The 19,901-nt window shown below is 70.8% G+C and carries 11 protein-coding genes; 6 read left to right on the top strand and 5 right to left on the bottom strand.

What is annotated here, in order from left to right; all coding sequences use genetic code 11:
• Positions 1–48 precede the first annotated feature (48 nt).
• Positions 49–2,676, top strand: coding sequence for an EAL domain-containing protein (locus AB0J66_RS14950; RefSeq protein WP_364660265.1), 2,628 nt, complete (start codon positions 49–51; stop codon positions 2,674–2,676).
• Positions 2,677–3,021: 345 nt separating this feature from the next.
• On the opposite strand, the gene AB0J66_RS14945 is transcribed toward AB0J66_RS14950, so the two are convergent.
• The 4 genes from AB0J66_RS14945 to AB0J66_RS14930 are packed head-to-tail and all read right to left on the bottom strand — an operon-like array spanning position 3,022 to position 8,683.
• Entirely contained in the window at positions 3,022–5,481 is a 2,460-nt protein-coding gene (locus tag AB0J66_RS14945; protein ID WP_364660005.1) for a glycoside hydrolase family 2 protein, read from the bottom strand.
• 19 nt (positions 5,482–5,500) lie between these two features.
• Positions 5,501–6,361 (bottom strand): carbohydrate ABC transporter permease, encoded by an 861-nt coding sequence (locus AB0J66_RS14940; RefSeq protein WP_364660003.1) that lies wholly within the window; start codon positions 6,359–6,361, stop codon positions 5,501–5,503.
• Positions 6,358–7,341, bottom strand: a complete 984-nt coding sequence (locus AB0J66_RS14935; protein ID WP_364660001.1) for a sugar ABC transporter permease — start codon at positions 7,339–7,341, stop codon at positions 6,358–6,360. The genes AB0J66_RS14940 and AB0J66_RS14935 overlap by 4 nt, the downstream gene beginning before the upstream one ends.
• Before the next feature lie 55 nt (positions 7,342–7,396).
• Entirely contained in the window at positions 7,397–8,683 is a 1,287-nt protein-coding gene (locus AB0J66_RS14930; protein WP_364659999.1) for an ABC transporter substrate-binding protein, read from the bottom strand.
• 300 nt (positions 8,684–8,983) lie between these two features.
• On the opposite strand from AB0J66_RS14930, the gene AB0J66_RS14925 reads away from it, so the two are divergent.
• Together AB0J66_RS14925 and AB0J66_RS14920 are read left to right on the top strand one after the other, a co-directional pair.
• The gene (locus AB0J66_RS14925) at positions 8,984–9,997 is read left to right on the top strand and encodes a LacI family DNA-binding transcriptional regulator (protein ID WP_364659997.1); all 1,014 of its coding nucleotides are present in this window, start codon (positions 8,984–8,986) and stop codon (positions 9,995–9,997) included.
• A gap of 39 nt (positions 9,998–10,036) precedes the next feature.
• Positions 10,037–12,958, top strand: a complete 2,922-nt coding sequence (locus AB0J66_RS14920; protein ID WP_364659995.1) for an MFS transporter — start codon at positions 10,037–10,039, stop codon at positions 12,956–12,958.
• Between the two features lie 129 nt (positions 12,959–13,087).
• Here AB0J66_RS14920 and ilvD read toward each other — a convergent pair whose 3' ends face one another.
• The gene (ilvD, locus tag AB0J66_RS14915; protein WP_364659993.1) at positions 13,088–14,935 is read right to left on the bottom strand and encodes a dihydroxy-acid dehydratase; all 1,848 of its coding nucleotides are present in this window, start codon (positions 14,933–14,935) and stop codon (positions 13,088–13,090) included.
• 311 nt (positions 14,936–15,246) lie between these two features.
• Between ilvD and AB0J66_RS14910 the strand changes: the two genes are divergently transcribed.
• The 3 genes from AB0J66_RS14910 (at position 15,247) to ilvN (ending at position 19,897) form a co-directional block, all read left to right on the top strand.
• Positions 15,247–17,349, top strand: coding sequence for a bifunctional diguanylate cyclase/phosphodiesterase (locus AB0J66_RS14910; RefSeq protein ID WP_364660263.1), 2,103 nt, complete (start codon positions 15,247–15,249; stop codon positions 17,347–17,349).
• Positions 17,350–17,552: 203 nt separating this feature from the next.
• The gene (locus AB0J66_RS14905; RefSeq protein ID WP_364659991.1) at positions 17,553–19,382 is read left to right on the top strand and encodes an acetolactate synthase large subunit; all 1,830 of its coding nucleotides are present in this window, start codon (positions 17,553–17,555) and stop codon (positions 19,380–19,382) included.
• On the top strand, positions 19,382–19,897 hold the full coding sequence (gene ilvN, locus AB0J66_RS14900) for an acetolactate synthase small subunit (RefSeq protein ID WP_097318253.1): 516 nt from the start codon (positions 19,382–19,384) through the stop codon (positions 19,895–19,897). Before AB0J66_RS14905 ends, ilvN begins: the two co-directional genes overlap by 1 nt.
• The last annotated feature ends 4 nt before the right edge of the window (positions 19,898–19,901 follow it).

Raw genomic sequence — 19,901 nt, 5'->3', positions numbered from 1 at the left:
ACAACCCCCCTTACCCGGCGAGATTCCCAGAGGATCGTCGATTTGGCAGTGCCGCCCCCCACCGCACCTGCCACCCGGTCGCCCCAGGGCCGGGTGTTGCTGCTCGGCGTGCCCGCCGCGGCCGCGGCCGCGATCCTGCTCGCGGCCGCCGGCGGGCTGATCCCGGGCCGGCTCGCGCTGGCCCTGGCCGTCGGCGGCTACGGGCTGTTCGCAGCGGCGATCCTCGTCCGCGCCGCCCTGGACATCCACCACGCCGACGGCACGTTCGTGGCCTGCCGCGGCGCCGGTTTCGTCGGTATGGGCGGGCTCGCGACGGCCTTGACGGCCACCGTCCCGGCCTGGTCGCCGCCGGGCGCCGCCGTCTGGGTCACGGCCGGGCTCGGCGCGGCTGCGGCGTTCTACTCCGTCGGCACCCTGCTGCTGCCCGGGGCCGGGCGGGGCTGGGCCCTGCACAGCCGGCGCGCCTTCGACGGGCTCGGCCTCGGCGTCAGCATCGCCTTCGCCGGCTACCTCATCCCGCCGGTCAAACAGGCCCATCCGGCGACCCTGCCGGTCACGTTGATCACCGCCACCGGCCTCGCGATCGTGCTGGTCTCCGTGCTGCGGGGCACGCCGCACCGGCGGCCCGCGATCCGCTGCGGAGCCGGCGCGATCACCGTCCTCATCGGCCTGTCGGTCGTGGCCACCCTGATCACCATGGGCTCCGAGGTCAACATGGCCCTGATCGGCCTGCCGATCGTGGCCGGTCTCGCGCTGACGGCCGACGGCGGCGCCCGCCGCGGCCTGCCCCTGCCGCCGCTCGAGCCCCGCAACCCGGATCAATACCTGGCGAGCTACCCGCTGCTCGCCGTGCCGGCCGCGGTCGGCGTCATCGCGGCCATCTGGCATCTGGTCGAGGTCCGCAGCTTCGACCCGACCAGCATCATCTTCGGCATCGCCATGGTCGCCGTGCTCGCCATGCGCGAGCTGCTCGTGGTCCGCGACATCCGGAGGTACGCGGGACAGCTGCAGACGGCCGAGGCGCACTTCCGCTCGCTGGTCGCCGGGGCCACCGACCTCACCCTGGTCCTCGACGAGCAGCTGCGGATCCGCTGGCAGTCCCCGGCCGCGTCGCGGCTGTTCGGGCTCACCGACGACGAGGTGGTGGGCAAGGCGTTCGCCGACCTGATCCACCCGGACGACGTGGCCGACGCCCGCGAGACGATCGACGCGGTGCTGGCCGGCGAGCACGCCGACGGGCCACCGGCGCTGGTCACGGCCCGGCTGCGGGACGGCGCCGAGCTGTGGCGCGACACCGAGTCGACCATCTCCGACCAGCGCTCGGTGCCCGAGGTGGCGGCTTTGGTCGTGCATGTGCGCGACATCGGCGAGCGGCGCCACCTCGAGCGGGCGCTGCACAAACTGTCGTACACCGACCAGCTGACCGGCCTGCCGAACCGGCGGGCCCTGATGCGCGACCTGCTCGCCTACCGTCGCCGCGCGGGCCGGCAGGGCACCCTGCTCGTGATCGACCTGCACGGGCTGGGCGACATCAACGACGCGCGCGGCCGGGAGACCGGCGACGCCGTGCTCATCGAGATCGGCCGGCGCCTTCGCACCCTGCTCGGCGACGGTGACGTGCCGGCCCGGCTCGGCGGTGACGAGTTCGCGGTGCTCACCGCCGACGGCGCGGTCCTGGCCTACGCCCTGGCCACCCGCATCGCGACCGTGCTGGCCGAGCCCCACCAGCTCCCCGGGGCCGTGGTCGAGGTGCACACCAGCATCGGTCTGGCCGAGCTGGCCGGCGGCGGCGACTCCGACGAAGTGCTGCGCCACGCCGACCTGGCCCGCAAACGGGCCCGCCAGCTCGGGCTGGACCGGGTGGAGTGGTACGACCCGGACGTCGAGATGAAGCTCAACCGCCGGATGGACCTCGAGCGCGAGCTGCTCGGCGCGATCGAGCGTTACGAGCTCGACCTGGTCTTCCAGCCCGTGGTCGGCCTGCGCGACGACCAGCCGGCCGGCGTCGAGGCCCTGCTGCGCTGGCGCCACCCCACCCTCGGCACGATCATGCCGAACGAGCTGCTCCCGATCGCCCGGGCCGTCGGCATCGCCCCCGAGCTCGACGAGTGGGTCCTCGACACGGCCTGCAAACACCTCGCGGCCTGGTCCACCGGCGACACAGGCTTCTGGCTCTCGATCAACGTGTCCCCGCGCGAGCTGCTGACGGCACGTTTCCCCGACCGCGTCGCCACGACCCTGCGGCGGTACGGAATCACGCCCGATCGCCTGATCGTCGAGGTCGCCGAGGACTGGATCGCCGAGGACGTGCCGGCCATCGTCGCCTCACTCTCCGGCCTGCGCAAACTGGGCGTCCGGGCCGCCCTGGACGACTTCGGCGCGGGCCAGGCGTCGCTGTCCCACCTGCGCCGCCTCCCGGTCGACATGCTCAAGCTGCACGCCTCCCTGACCAACACCGACCCCGAGCCCGCCCCCGGCCACGGCCCCGCCGTCATCGACGTCGTGGTCAGCCTGGGCCGCCGCCTCGGCCTGGAGATCGTCGCCAAGGGCCTCGAGTCCCCCGACCAGATCGAGCGCGCCGCCCAGGCCGGCTGCCTCTACGGCCAGGGCTTCGCCCTGGGCCACCCCGGCCCCGCCGAACGCATCGAGGCCTACCTCGAAAGCCATCGTGCTTGACGGTCTACCCCACAACCTGGCCGCTGCCACTCATGACGCCGCCGGTGCATGGCAGTTCATCCGGTATTTCGCCGACAACCGTGACCTGGACGATGCCGCTCTGAGGGTGTTGGAGGAGCGGTTCGAGCGCGCGATTCCTGACTGTCCGCTCTGGACGGTGGCTGGCCGATGAGGCGGTTCGCGGGGCCGGGGTGATCCTGCGGGCGGATGCCGGCACGTGGTTGTGGTGCCGGGCGGTGTCGGCCGGGACGGTGGGGGCCGTGCGGCGGGTCATGCCCGGGGAGTGGTTGATGAGCAAGAGTAGGACCCCGGCGCTCCCAGGGTGGGGCTGGGAGCGCCGGGTGGTCAGCGGGCGGCGTCGTTGAGGCAGCGGAGGACCGGACGGGTGGTGAGGGCGGCCGGGTCCAAGGGTGCGTCGGACGTGATGGTGAAGGTGGCCGACTCGCCGGGGAGCAGGGTCACGGCGGCCTGGTCGGGTTCGGCGGTGGGGTGCAGGCGGTCGGGGAAGATGGTCAGGGCGCGCAGGATCGAGGCGGCGGTGACCGTGACCTTTGTGGACCCGCCGGTGGTGACCTCGACCGTGTAGTCGGCGGCGGGCCAGGGGATGTCCTTGTCCTCGGCGAAGAACCACCACGCCCGGCGCCCGTCGATCTCGGCCACGACGAACTCCGTGGTGGGATCGCCGGGGGTGATCACGTCGGCCGGCAGGGGCAGGGTGACGGCGCCGGCGGACGGCGCTGTCGCCTCGAGGGAAACCGCGGCGAGGACCTCGCCGGTCAGGGTGCGGCGGGTCACGGTGGCGGAGAAGACCCAGGCGGTACGGCTGTCGTTCACCGCCACGAGCGCCGGGTCCCCGTCGGGCGCGACGACCGTGCCGGGCTCGATGTCGGCCGAAGGGCCGCCGGCCACCAACGGTGATCCGGTGCGCGGCTGCAGGGTGAGCAGGCGGTCGGCGTAGGCGTCGCGCAAGGCGTACCACAGGGGTTTCTTGTGACCGTCGCCGTCGACGGCGGCCCAGGAGGTGACCGGCCAGCAGTCGTTGAGCTGCCACATGATGGTGCCGGCGCAGAGCGGGCGCAGCGAGCGGAAGTGCTCGATGCCGAAGGCCAGCGCGCGGGCCTGGTTGAGCTGGGTCAGGTAGTGCCAGTCGTCGAAGTCGCGCGGCGCCGGGAGATGGTTGGCGATGCCCCGGGCCAGTTTGAGGTCACCGTCGCCGGCCTTCTGGTGGTGGGCCATGCCGGGCGAGTCTGGGGTGAGCGGCTCGTCGGAGATGGAGCGGCGCAGCGTCGAGTAGGTGGGCGGGGCCTGGAAGCCGAACTCGGCCACGAAGCGCGGGCGGTAGGCGGCGTACTTCGTGTAGTCGTCGGTGTTCCAGACGTCCCAGATGTGGGTGGTGCCCCGGGCCGGGTCGTTCGGGTAGCGGTCGGGCGCGCCCGAGTAGGGGCTGCCGGGCCAGTACGGCCGGGTCGGGTCGAGTTCGGCCACGATCTTCGGCAGGAGGTCGTAGTAGTAGGCCGTGCCCCAGCTGAGCCCGTTGAGCAGAGGCTTCCAGCCCCAGTCCTCGTGGCCCCACAGGTTCTCGTTGTTGCCGGTCCAGAGCGCCAGGCTCGGGTGGGAGGCCAGGCGTACGACGTTGTGCCGCGCCTCGGCCTCGATCTCCGAGCGGAACGGCTCCTCCTCCGGGTAGGCCGCGCAGGCGAACAGGAAGTCCTGCCCGACCAGGAAGCCCATCTCGTCGGCCAGCTCGTAGAAGTCGGCCGACTCGTACCGGCCGCCACCCCAGACGCGCAGGTAGTTGACGTTCGCGTCGGCCGCCTGCCGGAAGCGCTGGGCCAGACGTGTTCGGGTGACCCGGTTGCCGAAGACGTCGTCCGGGATCCAGTTGACGCCGCGGACGAAGATCGGCACCTCGTTGACGTGGAGCACGAAGCCGTCGCCGGCGGTGTCGACCCGTACCGACCGGAAGCCGACGCGGCGCGACCACCGGTCGAGCTCGCCGGCCGCGCAGGTGGCCACCACGTCGAGGTCGTACAAGGCCTGATCCCCGTGACCGCGCGGCCACCACAGCGCCGGATCGTCGACCGTGAGGATCAGCAGCGCCTCGACACCGTCCACAGTGGCCTGCGCGGTGCGGCCGCCGATCGAGGCCGTGATGGTCACCGGCTCGTCGGACGCCCGCTCGAGGCGCACCCGCAGCTCGACCCGGCCGACGCCGCCGGCCACGGTCACCTGCGGGCGTACCTCGGCCAGCCGGGCCACCGACCACGTCTCGAGCCCGATGGGTTGCCAGATCCCGGCCGTGACCAGGGTCGGACCCCAGTCCCAGCCGAAGTTGCAGGCCTGCTTGCGGATGAAGTTGAACGGCTCGTCGTACGCGTTGGGGCGGCGCCCCAGACGCTGCTGCTCCGCCTCGGCGTACGTGTAGGCGCTGGTGAATTTGATCTGAAGGGTGTTCTCGCCCGCCCGCAGCAGGGGGCCGACGTCGAAGCGGTAGCCCCGGTGCATGTTGGCCGTCGCGCCGACGGGCGAGCCGTTGAGCGAGATCGCCGCGACCGTGTCCAGACCCTGGCAGACCAGATCCGTCCGGGCGTCCTCAGAACCGGAGAAGGAGAACGTGGTCGCGTAGTCCCAGTCGGTCCGGCCGATCCAGGCGAGCTTGGTCTCGTTCTCGTCCAGGTACGGATCGTCGATCTGCCCGGCTGCGAGCAGGTCGGTGTGCACGCAGCCGGGTACGACGGCCGGTATCGCCGGGACGTCGCCCCCGGAGACGGTCCAGCCTTCGTGCAGGGATCGGTACGAGGTCACGGTTCTCCTTAGCAGCGGGTCAGGACTTGACGGCGCCTTCCATGATCCCCCGGACGAGTTGCCGCCCGCCGAGCAGAAGCAGAACGATCAGCGGAACGGTGGCCACGAAGGCGCCCGCCAGCACCCGCCGGTAGATCACGTAGTTGCCGCTGGCCAGGTCGGAGAGGGCGACCATGGACGTCGGGAACTCGGTGCCGTTGAGCGTGATCAGCGGCCATTGGAAGTCGTTCCAGGCCATGACGAAGGTCAGCAGGCCGAGGACGGCCAGGGCGGGCCGGATCGCCGGCAGCACGATGTTCCAGTAGACGCGCATGGTCAGCGCGCCGTCGATGCGGGCCGACTCGACCAGCTCGTCCGGCACGGCGTGCCCGATGAACTGCCGCATGTAGAACACGCCGAACGCGCTGACCAGGCCGGGCGCGATGACCGCGAGCAGGGTGCCGTTCCACTGCAGCTTGCCCATCACGATGTAGAGCGCGACCACGCCGAGCTGGTTGGGCACGGTCAGGGTCAGAATCACCACGATCATCAGCGCGTTGCGCCCGCGGAAGCGCAGCTTGGCGAAGGCGAAGCCGGCCAGCGAGCAGAAGAACAGCGTGGCCGCGGTGATCGCGGTGGCGGTGATGAAGCTGTTGATCAGCGACGCCGTGAAGTAGACGTCCTGCAGGGTGAAGACCTCGTTGAGGTTGGCCATCAGCTGGCCGCCGGGGATGACGGACGGCGGCATCTTGGTGACCGCCTCGTCGGTGCTGGTGGCGATCACGAACATCCAGTACACCGGGAACGCCGAGAGCAGCATGATGGCGACGAGACCGGCGTACGTCTTCCACGTGCCGGGCGTGTCCTGCGGCGCCCGCAAGGCGAAGCGGTGGGTGCTCACCGGCCACCTCCGATCCGCTTGGTGGCCAGGGCGTTGACCCCGGCGACGATCAGGATGATCAGGAACAGGGCCCAGGACATCGCGGCCGCGTAGCCGAGGTTCAGGTCCTTCCAGCCGACCTTGTAGATGAGCTGGGCGATGGTCTGGAATTGGTGGTCGGAGCCGCCGGAGGCCGACTGCGGGTTCTCGTCGAACATCATCGGCTCGTTGAACAGCTGCAGCCCCCCGATGGTCGACAGGATCACCGTGAAGACCACGACCGGCTGGATCATGGGCACGGTGATCTGCCACAGCTGTCGCCACGGTCCGGCGCCGTCCACCGCCGCGGCCTCGTACACGTCCTTGGGAATGGTCTGCATGGCGCTCAGGTAGAGCAGCGCGTTGTAGCCGATCCACTTCCAGTTGACCATCGTGGCGATGGCGATCCAGCTGCTCCACTTGGCCGCCCGCCAGTCGAGCGGATCGTCCTGGCCGAAGCCGACCAGCGACAGGAACCAGTTGGCCAGGCCGTAGTCGCGGGAGAAGAAGACCGCGAAGACCAGGGTCGAGGCGACGACCGGGGTCAGGTACGGCAGCAGCACGCCGATGCGCCACCAGGTGGTCGCGCGCAGCTTGCGGTTGAGCAGGTTGGCGATGATCAGTGCCGCGATGAGCTGGGGCACGGTGGAGAGGACGAAGATGCCGAACGTGTTGCCCAGCGCGTTCCAGAAGTCCTCGTCGGACAGCAGCTTGGTGAAGTTGCCGAAGCCGGCCCACCCGGTCAGCGTCGGGTCGTCGAGCCGCCAGTTCCGCAGCGCCACCACGCCGTTGAAGATGATCGGGAACAGCCCGAAGATGCCGAAGAGCAGGAAGAAGGGCGCGATCAGCGCGTACGGGACGGTCTTGGTGTCGAACCGGTGGAGCCAGAGCCGGGCTTTGGTCGGCGTCTTGGGCGGCTGGGCCCGATGGTGCGCCGCCGGCCGGAGCTGGGTGAGGGACAAGGCCACTCCTAGGGAAGGGCGGGGCGGCCCACGCCGCCCCGCCGCTTGACTCAAGTCAGGACTTGGCGGCCTTCTCGGCTTCCTTGACCGCCTCGGCCCAGGCCGCTTCCGGCTTCAGGCCCCCTTGCTGTACGCGGGTGATGACGTTCTCGACCGCGACGCGGGTCGGGCCGTTCTTCTTGCCCAGGTACTGCGGCTTCAAGTTCTCGGCGGTGGCCGCGAAGATCTGCCCGGTGGGGGCGTTGCTCATGAACTCCTTCTTGTAGTCGAGCACCGCCGGGTCCTTGTAGAGCGCCGGCTGCGAGGGCAGGTTGCCGACGGTCTTGAAGACCTCGATCTGCTGCTCCGGCTGCACCAGCCACTTGACGAAGTCGACGGCCGCGTCGATGTTCTTGCCCTGCGACGGCACGGTCCACCAGGAGCCGCCCCAGTTGCCGCCGCCGCCGGGGATCGAGGCGATGTCCCACTTGCCCTTCTGGTCGGGCGCGGTGTCCTGGATGTGGCCGAGCATCCACGCCGGGCAGGCCAGCACGGCGAACTGGTCCTTCTTGAAGCCCTGGTCCCAGTTGGGCTGGAAGCTGGCCAGGTCGGCCGAGAGGTCGGCCTGGATCGCCTTCATCGCGGTGTCGAAGGCGATCTTGGGGCCGCCGTCCATCTGCAGCTGGTCCTGCTCGTTGTAGAAGCCGACCGGCTGCTGGGCGAGCACGGGGTTGAACATGTTGGTGCCGGAGTCGACGAACTTCTTGCCGGTCTTGGACACGTACTGCTTGCCGACGTTGATGAACGAGTCCCAGCTGGGCCAGAGCTTCGAGACCGCTTCGCGGTCGGTGGGCAGGCCGGCCTTCTTGAACAGGTCGGTGCGGTAGCACATGGCCAGGCCGCCGACGTCGGTGCCGAGACCGATCTGCTTGCCGTCCGGCGACAGCGACTGCTTCCACTTCCAGGGCAGGTACTTCGACTCGAACTCGGCGCCGCCCTTGTCGAGCAGGTTGACGAACTTGTCGGCCTGGCTGCGGAACTGAACGATGAAGCCCTCGTCGACGGCCGAGATGTCCGGCGCGCCGGAGCCGGCCACGAGCTTCTTCTGCAGGTCCTCGTGCTGAGCGTTGAACTCGCCCGAGTTGAGCACGATCTTGACGTTCGGGTGGTCCTTCTCGTACGCGGCCTTGAGCTTGTCCAGGCCCATGTCGCCCCAGAACGCGATCTTGAGCGTCACCTGACCGCCGCTCGCGTTGTCCTCGTTGCCGCCCTCGAGCGCCTGCCCGCTGCATCCCGCGACCACCAGGGTGGCCGCGATGCCCGCAGCGGCGGCACGCAGAGTCCGTTTGCCCAGCCGTCCCATTACGCCTCCATGGCGGAGAGAAGAATTCACTGAACCGGATAAGTTGTGGAGACGCTAGAGCGGGGCTCGATGACTGTCAATAGCTTGTTACGGGGTTGATCTGTCATCGTTGTCAGTACAGGGTAAGCGGGGCAAATCGGAAAGTTAGGGCGATCAGCGTTTACAAAGCGGTGTGTGGGCGGCGACACTTAACCGATCAAGTCGGCGGGTTGCTATCGGGGAAGTCCGCGTGAGAGCGCTCTACCGATCCACGTCGGAGTGGGGTGCGCCGGTAAGCTCAGCGGGAACAGAGGAGAGCGAGTGAAGCGGCCGACGATCGCCGACATCGCGCGGCGTGCCGGGGTGTCCAAAGGCGCCGTGTCGTACGCGCTCAACGGGCAGCCGGGAGTCTCCGAGGCGACCCGGCAGCGCATCGTCGCGATCGCCCAGGAGATCGGCTTCAACCCGAACAGCGCCGCCCGCGCCCTGTCCGGCGCCAGCGCCCGCGCTGTGGGCCTGACCCTGTGCCGGCCCGCCCGCATGCTCGGCATCGAGCCGTTCTTCATGGGCCTGATCAGCGGCTTCGAGGCCGAGCTGGCCGCCCGCTCGTACGCGCTGACCCTGCAGGTCGTGGCCACCCCCGAGCTCGAGGTCGAGGTCTACCGCCGCTGGTGGGGCGAGCGCCGGATCGACGGCGTGATCGTCACCGACCTCCGGGAGAACGACGTCCGCATCCCCGTGCTGCAGCAGCTCCAACTGCCGGCCGTGGTGATCGGCGGCCCGGGCGACACCGGCCGGATAGCCCAGGTCTGGTCGGACGACGCCGGCGCGGTCACCGAGACGGTCCGCTACCTGGTGGCGCTCGGCCATCGGCGCATCGCCCGGGTCAGCGGCCTGCCCGACCTGCTGCACACCCAGACACGCACGAAGGCCTTCTCCGCGGTGTGCTCCTCGCTCGGGCTCAACGAGGCGGTCACCGTGCCGTCCGACTACACCGGCGAGGAGGGCGGCCGGGCCACCCGGCGGCTGCTCATCGGCAACGACCGGCCGACGGCGATCATCTACGACAACGACGTGATGGCGGTGGCCGGCCTGGCCGTGGCCCAGGAGATGGGGCTGGCCGTCCCCGGCGACCTGTCGATCGTGGCCTGGGACGACTCCCCGCTGTGCAGCCTGGTCCACCCGCCGCTGACCGCGCTGAGCCGCGACATCGCCGAGTACGGGGCGCATGCCGCCCGCGAGCTGCTCGCGGCCATCGACGGCAAGCAGGTCGGCAACGTCGAGGCCGGCACGGCCCACCTCACCCCCCGGGGAAGTACGGCCCCTCCTCGCTGAAGCCGTTCCCATCGGGCAACTTTCGTCGTTGCTCGATCCATGAGCACAAGCACGGGGCTGAGCCATCGCAAGATCGTTGAGGTGCTGGCCGGGCTGATGCTCGGCATGTTCCTGGCCGCGCTGGACCAGACCATCGTCACCGCGGCCATCCGGACCATCGGCGACGACCTGCACGGGCTGAGCGTGCAGGCCTGGGTCACCACGGCCTACCTGATCACGGCGACGATCTCGACCCCGCTCTACGGCAAGCTGTCGGACATCTACGGCCGCAAGCGCTTCTTCCTGGCCGCCATCACGATCTTCGTGATCGGGTCGGCCGCCTGCGCCTTCGCCGGCTCGATGTACCAGCTCGCGGGCTTCCGGGCGCTGCAGGGCCTGGGCGCGGGCGGGCTCTTCTCGCTCGCGCTGGCTATCGTCGGCGACCTCGTGCCACCCCGCGAGCAGGCCCGCTACCAGGGCTACTTCCTGGCCGTGTTCGGATCGGCGAGCGTGCTCGGGCCGGTGATCGGCGGCTTCTTCGCGGGCGCCGACGAGATCCTCGGCATCGCCGGGTGGCGCTGGGTCTTCCTGGTCAACGTGCCGATCGGCGCCCTCGCGCTCTTCGTCGTGGCCCGGGTGCTGCAGATCAAGCACCAGCGCCGTGACCACCGGATCGACTGGTGGGGCGCGCTGACCATCTGCCTGTGCCTGGGCCCGCTGCTGACGGTGGCCGAACAGGGCCGCGAATGGGGCTGGACCTCGACCCGGTCCCTCGCCTGCTACGTGGTCGGCGGGGTCGGGCTGCTCATGTTCCTGCTCGTTGAGGGGCTCATGCGCGAGGAGGCGCTGATCCCGCTGCGGTTCTTCCGCAACCGGACGTTCGCGCTCACCGCCGGTGGCGGATTCGTGGTGGGCATGGGGATGTTCGGGGGGCTTGCGGTGCTTCCGCTCTATCTGCAGATCGTGCGTGGAGCGACACCGACCGAGTCCGGGCTCCAGCTCCTCCCGCTCACCGCCGGGATCATGCTGGGGTCGCTCGTCTCGGGCCAGGTGATCAGCCGGACCGGGCGCTACAAGATCTTCCCGATGCTCGGCGCAGCGCTCATGATCGTCGGGTTGGCGCTGCTGCACCTGATCGGGGTGGAGACGCCGTACTGGCGTACCGGTCTGTTCATGGGGGTCTTCGGGCTCGGGCTGGGCTGGGTGCTGCAACCGGTCACGCTGGCCGTGCAGAACGCCATGGCCCGCTCCGAGATCGGCGTGGCCACCGCCTCGTCGACGTTCTTCCGGCAGATGGGCGCCACGGCCGGCACTGCGATCTTCCTGTCCATCCTCTTCGCCACGGTCGGCGACAAGATCGGCGCCGCCTTCGCCGACGCCTCCGACGAATCGGACTTCCAAGCGGCGGTCAAGGCCGCGGCCCCGGGCGACAAGCCGATCTTGGAGGCGCTGAACGGGCGGCCGGCGCTGGACGACACGTCGTTCCTCGAGCGTGTGACCCCGGTGCTCGCCCATCCGTTCAAAGTGGGCTTCTCCGAGGCGATCGACACCCTGTTCCTGATCGCCGCCGCCGTACTTGTGGTGGCCTTTGTCCTGTTCCTGTTCCTGCCCAACCTGCCCTTGCGAAGCCGCGCCGAGCACTCGCCGACTGTCGAGCAGCCGGGCGCGGAGGGCGGCGGGACGGTCGCCGGGCAGGTTGGCGCCCGAGGTCGCGAGGCGGTCGCGGAGCAAGGCCCGGAGCGGGTGGGTTCGCAGCGTGTTGATGCGGGGCCGGCGAATTCGGAGCGGGTGGATGCGAGCCAACTGGGTGGTCTCAGCCGCGAGGCGATCGCGGAGCGGGTGGGCGCGGAGCGTCGCGAGGCCGCCGGGGACGGAGGGGTGGCCGCGGCTCGGAAGAGTGGAGGAAACGGCGAGGTGACGGAGGAACGGGAGATCTGGCCCGGAAGCGACGCGGCGGCCGAACGAGTGTGGCGGAGCGACGACGAGGGTGCCGAAGGAATCGCGCGACGTGGCGACGTAGGCGCTGGGCCGGGCCCGCGGGGTGGTGCTGAGGGGGCCGCGGCGGGGACGAACGGCACGGCAGGGCGCGAGGCGGGTGTCCGGGCTGCCGAGGTGGCGGCGGGGGCGAACGACATGGCGGGGCGTGTGGCGGGTGGCCGGGAGGCGGCTGGGGTTGAGCATGCGATGCGGCGAGGGGTGACGAGCGGGAGGGCGACCGATATGAGCGCTGCGCAGGCTGTCGTTCTGGGGCGGATCGATGGGCCTGGTGGCGAGCCGCTGCCGGGGGCGACGTTGACGATCACGGACTTCTGGGGGCGGGAGCTGGCGCGGGCGGTCACCGATGGTGGTGGTGCGTACCGGATGGAGCTGAACGTAGGTGGCTCGCTGCTGCTCATCTGCGCGGCCGAGAATCACAAGCCGGCGGCGGCGACGATCAATGTGGGGGCGGGGGAGATTCGGCGGGTCATGTCGCTGGCGGGGGCCGGGCTGATTCTGGGGCGGGTGCTCGACCGGGGTGGGCGGCCGGTCGAGGGGGCGACGCTCACGCTCACCGGGGCCCGCGGGGACGTCGTCGCTACCACCACGGCCGGGGCGGATGGGCGTTATCAGCTGCCGGGACTCGACGGGCGTGAGTACACGCTGACCGCGACCGCGCCGCATGCCGCCGCCGTCTCCCGGACGGTCTCGGCGAACGAGCCGGCCGACCTGGTCCTGACCGTCGGCGGGGTGCTCACCGGCAACGTCCGGGCGGCCGGTTCGGGGCAGCCGATCCCGCAGGCGTCGGTGCTGGCCGTCGACCGGACGGGTGCGGTGGCCGGCGCGGCCACGACCGGGCCGGACGGGCGCTACGAGCTGCGCGACCTGCCGCCGGGTGTCTACACGGTCGCGGCCAGCGGTCATGCCCCGGTCGCCACCCGCGTCGAGCTCGACGGCGACCGCACCGACCATGACATCACGCTGGGCAGCCCGGTTCCGGCCTGAGAGCCGGGCGGCGACGAGGGGAACCACCCGCCGGCCCGGCGGCGGCCGACGGCCGGGGCCCCGCACCAAGCTGGTGCGGGGCCCCGGGTTCGGTCGCTTGCTTCTGGGTGAGCCGAAAAGGCGTACGTCCTACTCAGGAACCCGCCGGTAAGCGCCGTCGCTGGCACTCGTCGCCATCGAGGCGTAGGCGCGCAGCGCCGCCGAGACGGGGCGCTGGCGGTCGACGGGGGAGTAGGGCTTCGCCCGCCGCTCCTCCTCGTGGCGGCGCTGGGCCAGCTCGTCGTCGTGGACGTTGAGCGTGATGCTGCGGCCCGGGATGTCGATGGTGATCTCGTCGCCGGTCTGGACCAGCGCGATCAGGCCGCCCGCGGCCGCCTCGGGGGAGACGTGGCCGATGGACAGGCCGCTGGTGCCGCCGGAGAAGCGGCCGTCGGTGATCAGCGCGCACGCCTTGCCGAGGCCGCGGCCCTTCAGGAAGCTCGTCGGGTAGAGCATCTCCTGCATGCCGGGGCCGCCCTTGGGGCCCTCGTAGCGGATGACCACGACGTCGCCCTCGACGACCTGCTTGCCGAGGATGCCCTCGACCGCGGCGTCCTGCGACTCGAAGACGCGGGCGGGGCCGGTGAACTTCCAGATCGACTCGTCGACGCCGGCCGTCTTGACCACGCAGCCGTCGGGGGCGAGGTTGCCGAAGAGGATGGCCAGGCCGCCGTCGACGGTGTAGGCGTGCTCGACGCTCCTGATGCAGCCCTTCTCGCTGTCCGTGTCGAGCGTGGCCCAGCGGTTCTCGGTGCTGAACGGCTGGGTCGTGCGGACGCCGCCGGGCGCCGCGTGGAAGAGCTCGAGCGCCGCCTCGGACGGGTTGCCGCCGCGGATGTCCCACTCGCCGAGCCACGAGTCGAGGTCGGGCGAGTGGACGGAGCGGACGTCGGTCTTGAGCGAGCCGCCGCGGTGGAGCTCGCCCAGCAGCGCGGGGATGCCGCCGGCCCGGTGCACGTCCTCCATGTGGTATTTCGGGCTGTTCGGGGCGACCTTGGACAGGCACGGCACCCGGCGCGAGATGGCGTCGATGTCGGCCACGCTGAAGTCGAGCCCGGCCTCGCGGGCGGCGGCCAGCAGGTGCAGCACCGTGTTGGTCGAGCCGCCCATCGCGACGTCGAGCGCGACGGCGTTCTCGAAGGCCGAGCGGTTGGCGATGCTCCGGGGGAGGACCGACTCGTCGTTCTTCTCGTAGTAGTCCCGGGCGATCTCGACGATCAGCGAGCCCGCCTTCTCGAAGAGGGCCTTGCGCGAGGCGTGCGTGGCCAGCGTCGAGCCGTTGCCCGGCAGGGCCAGGCCGATCGCCTCGGTCAGGCAGTTCATCGAGTTCGCGGTGAACATGCCGGAGCAGGAGCCGCAGGTCGGGCAGGCCGACCGCTCGATCGTGTCGAGCTGGGCGTCGGTGACCTTCTCGTTGGCGCTGGCGCTCATCGCGTCGACCAGGTCGAGCTTCTCGTGCACGATGCCCTCGATGGCCACCGTCTTGCCGGCCTCCATCGGGCCGCCGCTGACGAAGACGGTCGGGATGTTGAGCCGCAGGGCGGCGATCAGCATGCCGGGCGTGATCTTGTCGCAGTTCGAGATGCAGACCAGGGCGTCGGCGCAGTGCGCGTTCACCATGTACTCGACCGCGTCGGCGATCAGCTCGCGGCTGGGCAGCGAGTAGAGCATGCCGCCGTGACCCATGGCGATGCCGTCGTCGACCGCGATCGTGTTGAACTCGCGGCCGACGCCGCCGGCTTTCGCGATCGAGTCGGCGACCAGGCCGCCGAGGTCCTTGAGGTGCACGTGACCCGGTACGAACTGGGTGTAGCTGTTGGCGATGGCCACGATGGGCTTGCCGAAGTCGTCGTCGGTCATCCCGGTGGCGCGCCAGAGGGCACGCGCGCCGGCCATGGTCCGACCGTGGGTCGAGGTCCGGGAACGCAGGTCAGGCATCCCCTCATAGTGCCACTGGCCGAGACGTAAACAGCCGTTTGCGTCCACAGGTCGGGATCGAAACGATAGCTATATCGATCGAGATCAGGCAGAGTGTCTCCGTGCAATCACCGTCCGGCGTGGAGCTGGCGGGGCTCGCCGGCCTTCTCGTCGCGGTCCCGGCCGTCGCCCTGCTGGGCAATTCCGGGCGCCGGCACACGGGCGCGGCCCGCCGGGCCCATCTCATCCTGGCCGCCGGCGGCGCCATCGCCACCGGGGCCGCCCTGGCCGGTGTGCTCAGTGTGTTGATCACCACGGCCGCCCCGCCCCGGATGGCCCTGGGCACCGCGGTCGCCGTCGGCACCGCGATCGGCGTGCTCGTCCTGCTGGCCGGCACCGCCGTGCTGCCGGGCGCGGCCGAGAGCCCGGGCGTGGCCGTCCGGCGCCTGCTCGACGGGCTTGTCGTGGCCGCCGCCATCTGGTTCGTCGGCTGGGTGCTGCTGAGCGAGCCGACCCGCGTGCTGGGCGGCGCCACCCCCATGGCCTGCCCGTCGGTTCTGGTCCCGGCCGGGGCCGGGGTGATCTCGCTGGGCCTGACGATCGTGCTGGCCATGCACGCGCACCGCCCCCGGCTGATCACGGTCCGGGTCGCCACCGGCGTGACCCTGGTCGCGTTCGCCGCGGTCGCCATCGCCTCGGGCATCTGCCAGGACGTCGACGGCCTGGTGCTGACCGGCGCGCTCCTGCTGCCGGCGGGGCTGTTCGTGATCGCCCGCGCGGTCGAGGTGGCCGACCGGCCCGTCCAGGTCGTCGGCGACGTGGCCGACCGCAGCAACACGGCCTACGCGTTCGTCCCGATGGGCGCCATGATCGTCGCGCTCGGCTACCACCTCGCCCAGGGCGGCGGGTTCGGGCTGTACGGCTATCTCGGCGCTGCCGTCGAAGGGCTCGCCCTGGTCTCGCGGCAGTGGCTGGCCCTGCGGGACGTACGCCGGTACACGCTCGAGCTGCGCCGGCGCGAGGCCCACTTCCGCGAGCTCGCGCACACCGACCCGCTGACCGGGCTGGCCAACCGGCGCGGGCTGCGCAAGGCGCTGCTCGACGACGAGCAGCCCCAGGTACTGGTCGGCATCGACCTGGACGGCTTCAAGACGGTCAACGACATGCGCGGGCACGACGTGGGCGACGCCGTGCTGGTCGAGGTGGGCGAGCGGCTGCGCCGCAACCTGCTCGACGGCGACGTGGCGGCCCGGCTCGGCGGCGACGAGTTCGCGGTGTTGATGCGGGGCACGGCCGACGAGGCCATGCTGACCGCGCACCGGCTGCTGGCGGTGCTCTGCGAGCCGTACGAGGTGGACGGCGGCTCGGTCTTCCTGTCGGCCAGCCTGGGCGTGGCCGACACCGGTGAGCTGATCCGCGACGCCGACCTGGCCCTGCGCTACGCCAAACAGCGCGGCAAGAACAGGGTCGAGCGCTACCAGGCCCGCTACGACGAGCTGCTGCGCCGCCGGGGCACCCTGGAGAGCGAGCTGCGTCACGCCATCGACCGCGAGCAGCTGCGCCTGGTCTTCCAGCCGGTGGTGGCGCTGCCGTCGATGCGCCCGGTCGGGGCCGAGGCGCTGCTGCGCTGGCATCATCCGACCCTGGGAGCCGTCCGCCCGGACGAGTTCATCCCGGTCGCCGAGGAGTCCGGGCTGATCAACCGGATCGGCGCCTGGGTCCTCGAGCAGGCCGTCATCCAGCTCGCCGACTGGCTGGCCAAGGGCCACGACGTCTGGGTCTCGGTCAACCTCTCGCCCAAGGAGCTGCACGCGGTCGACTACGCCGGCCAGGTGGCCGACGTGCTGGCCGAGCACGGCGTCCCGGCCCAGCGCCTGGTGCTGGAGGTGACCGAGCACGCGGTCGCCACCGACATGGAGGAGCTGATCGCCCGCCTGGCCGAGCTGCGGGCCACCGGCGTGCGGATCGCCCTCGACGACTTCGGCGCCGGCTACTCGTCGCTGGGTCAGCTGCGCACGCTGCCGGTGGACATCCTGAAGATCGACCACGCCCTGGTGGCCGAGCCGGAGTCGCGCACCGGCACGGCGGCGCCGCTGGTCGACGTCGTGGTGCGCATCGGCCACCGGCTCGGGCTCGAGGTGCTGGCCGAGGGGATCGGCACGCCGGCCCAGCGGGCCGTGGTCGAGGAGGCGGGCTGCCGGCTCGGGCAGGGCTCCCTGTTCGGCTGGGGCGTGCCCGCCGAGCACCTCGAGGCGCAGCTGCAGACGCTGCGTACCGGCACCCGCGCGCTGCCCACCCCGCCCAAGCCGGCGCCGCCGGCCGACCTGCCCGCGCGCAGCCAGATGGTGGCCCTCGGGCCCGGGATGCGGCAGCTCAGGGCCGTTCTGCCGACCGACCCGGCGTTCGGCGCCCGAACGGGTGAGCCGTCCGAGTGATCAAAATATGGGATCAGTTGACTCACCGCGTGAGATGCGGGAAGGTGTTTCCCATGTGCTTCGCGTCCCGAGTACTTATGTGAGCGCACTCCCGTCGGCCGATCTGCCGACCCGAGTGCGCTAGGTCCCGTGCTTCCCGCACGAGGGCCTTTTTTGTTGCTCAAGTACCGGACCGACTGACCCGTAAAGGTTTGTGAGTAGCCATGACGAGACCGACTCCTGAGACTCTCGCCCACCGAGCCAACCCGGCCACTGTCGCGGCGGCCGCGTCCTCCGCCCCGGCCGTAGCCTCCCCGGTCCCCACCTCGGGCGCCGGGTCGCTCGTGCGGTCGCTGGAGGCGCTCGGCGTCGAGGTCGCGTTCGGCATCCCGGGCGGGGCGATCCTCCCGGCCTACGACCCGCTCTACGACTCCAAGGTCCGGCACATCCTGGTCCGCCACGAGCAGGGCGCCGGCCACGCCGCCACCGGGTACGCGCAGGCCACCGGCAAGGTCGGCGTCTGCATCGCGACCAGCGGCCCGGGCGCGACCAACCTGGTGACCCCGATCGCCGACGCCTACATGGACTCGGTGCCGATCGTCGCGATCACCGGCCAGGTCGCCCGCCCGGCGATCGGCACGGACGCCTTCCAGGAGGCCGACATCCAGGGCATCACGCTGCCCATCACCAAGCACAACTTCCTGGTGCAGACCCCGGAGGAGCTGCCGCGGATCCTGGCCGAGGCGTTCCACCTGGCCGCCACCGGCCGCCCGGGCCCGGTCCTGGTCGACATCCCGAAGGACGTGCTGCAGGCGCAGACCACCTTCACCTGGCCGCCGACGCTCGACCTGCCCGGTTACCGGCCGACGCTGCACCCGCACGGCAAGCAGATCCGCGAGGCGGCCCGGCTGATCGCCGCGGCCAAGCGCCCGGTGCTCTACGTGGGTGGCGGCGTGCTCAAGGCCGGCGCCACCGACGGGCTGAAGAAGCTGGCCGAGATGACCGGCATCCCGGTCATCACCACGCTGATGGCGCTCGGCGCCTTCCCCGACTCGCACCCGCAGCACCTGGGCATGCCCGGCATGCACGGCACGGTCCCGGCGGTGTACGCGCTGCAGAAGAGCGACCTGCTGATCACGCTGGGCGCCCGCTTCGACGACCGGGTGACCGGCCGGCTCGACTCGTTCGCGCCGGACGCCAAGGTCGTGCACGCCGACATCGACCCGGCCGAGATCGGCAAGAACCGGCACGCCGACGTCCCGATCGTGGGTGACGCCCGGCACGTGATCGACGAGCTGATCGCCGCGGTCTCGGCCTCGTCGCCCGAGCCGGGCCGGTACGAGTCGTGGTGGGCCACGCTGAACGACCTGCGCGAGCGCTACCCGCTGGGCTACGACGAGCCGGATGACGGCTCGCTGGCCCCGCAGTACGTGATCGAGCGGATCGGCGAGCTGGTCGGGCCGGACGCGATCTACGTGGCCGGCGTGGGCCAGCACCAGATGTGGGCCTCGCAGTTCATCAAGTACGAGAAGCCGGCCACCTGGCTCAACTCGGGCGGCGCGGGCACCATGGGCTACGCGGTGCCGGCGGCGATGGGCGCCAAGGTCGGCAAGCCGGACACCCCGGTCTGGGCGATCGACGGCGACGGCTGCTTCCAGATGACCAACCAGGAGCTCGCGACCTGCGCCCTGGAGGGCATCCCGGTCAAGATCGCCGTGATCAACAACGGCAACCTGGGCATGGTCCGGCAGTGGCAGACCCTGTTCTACGAGGGCCGCTACTCCAACACCGAGCTCGGCACGCACAAGCACCGCATCCCGGATTTCGTGAAGCTGGCCGAGGCGCTGGGCTGCATCGGCCTGCGGTGCGAGTCGAAGGACGACGTCGACAAGATCATCAAGCAGGCCATGGAGATCAACGACGCTCCGGTGGTCATCGACTTCACGGTCGGCAAGGACGCCATGGTGTGGCCGATGGTCCCGGCCGGCACCAGCAACGACGAGATTCTGTTCGCCCGGGACGTTCGCCCGGCCTTCGAAGAGGACGACCTCTGATGAATCGGCACACTCTTTCGGTGCTGGTGGAGAACAAGCCCAGCGTGCTCGCGCGCGTCAGCGGCCTCTTCTCCCGGCGCGGCTTCAACATCGACTCCCTGGCGGTCGGCGAGACGGAGAACCCGGACGTCAGCCGCATCACGATCGTGGTCAACGCCGACTCCTCACCCCTGGAGCAGGTGACCAAGCAGCTCAACAAGCTGGTGAACGTCCTCAAGATCGTGGAGCTGGACCCGCAGCAGTCGGTCCAGCGCGAGCTCCTGCTGGTCAAGGTGCGCGCCGATCGCGCGCAGCGCAGCCAGGTGCTCGAGACGGTCGAGTTGTTCCGGGCCAGGGTGATCGACGTCGCTCCGGACACCCTCACCATCGAGGCCACGGGTAACCCCGACAAGCTGGACGCGTTGCTGCGCGACCTCGAGCCGTACGGCATCAAGGAAATGGTCCAGTCGGGCCTCGTGGCCATCGGCCGCGGCTCCCGCTCCATCACCACCGGCCCAGCCCTCCGGGCTGCGTAACCAA

The sequence above is a fragment of the Actinoplanes sp. NPDC049598 genome (genome assembly GCF_040675435.1).
GTDB lineage: Bacteria > Actinomycetota > Actinomycetes > Mycobacteriales > Micromonosporaceae > Actinoplanes.
Note: the sequence above shows the minus strand (reverse complement) of the source record. Positions and strands in the feature narration are given on the sequence as shown.

What these genes read in the sequence shown, in the direction of transcription:
- AB0J66_RS14905 (WP_364659991.1), top strand. Translation starts at nt 17,553, where the DNA reads ATGACGAGACCGACTCCTGAGACTCTCGCCCACCGAGCCAACCCGGCC.
- ilvN (WP_097318253.1), top strand. Translation starts at nt 19,382, where the DNA reads ATGAATCGGCACACTCTTTCGGTGCTGGTGGAGAACAAGCCCAGCGTG.
- AB0J66_RS14920 (WP_364659995.1), top strand. Translation starts at nt 10,037, where the DNA reads ATGAGCACAAGCACGGGGCTGAGCCATCGCAAGATCGTTGAGGTGCTG.
- AB0J66_RS14910 (WP_364660263.1), top strand. Translation starts at nt 15,247, where the DNA reads ATGGCCCTGGGCACCGCGGTCGCCGTCGGCACCGCGATCGGCGTGCTC.
- ilvD (WP_364659993.1), bottom strand. Translation starts at nt 14,935, where the DNA reads ATGCCTGACCTGCGTTCCCGGACCTCGACCCACGGTCGGACCATGGCC.
- AB0J66_RS14930 (WP_364659999.1), bottom strand. Translation starts at nt 8,683, where the DNA reads ATGGGACGGCTGGGCAAACGGACTCTGCGTGCCGCCGCTGCGGGCATC.